Origin of the sequence: Streptomyces sp. SID9727 (genome assembly GCF_010550605.1) — a bacterium.
Classification (GTDB): Bacteria; Actinomycetota; Actinomycetes; order Streptomycetales; family Streptomycetaceae; genus Streptomyces.
The window spans coordinates 1-221 of record NZ_JAAGNI010000154.1; the positions used below are offsets into that span (position 1 = coordinate 1).

Below are 221 nucleotides of genomic sequence, written 5' to 3' on the forward strand. Positions count from 1 at the left end.
CTGAGTGTTGAAGGACCGCAGCAACTGCGCTTGAAAATGCTCGATCTCGCTCTGCTTCTGTTCGATCTTGTCCAGGCGCTTTTGCACGTTCCCGTACAAAGCTTGCAGCTGCTTCGATGTGGCCTCTGACGCTTCGAGTGAGGTCTCGGAGGTGCTCACCAATGTTTCGAATTGTGCGAGCAGCGCCCGCTCGAAGGCTGTCAGTTGGTTCATGGCTCAGC

Annotated in this window: 1 protein-coding gene; it reads right to left on the minus strand. The window is 55.7% G+C overall.

What is annotated here, in order from left to right; genetic code table 11:
- Positions 1 to 213: hypothetical protein (locus G3I41_RS10200; protein WP_164399895.1), on the minus strand; the 213-nt coding region annotated here is incomplete at its 3' end.
- Positions 214 to 221: the final 8 nt, after the last annotated feature.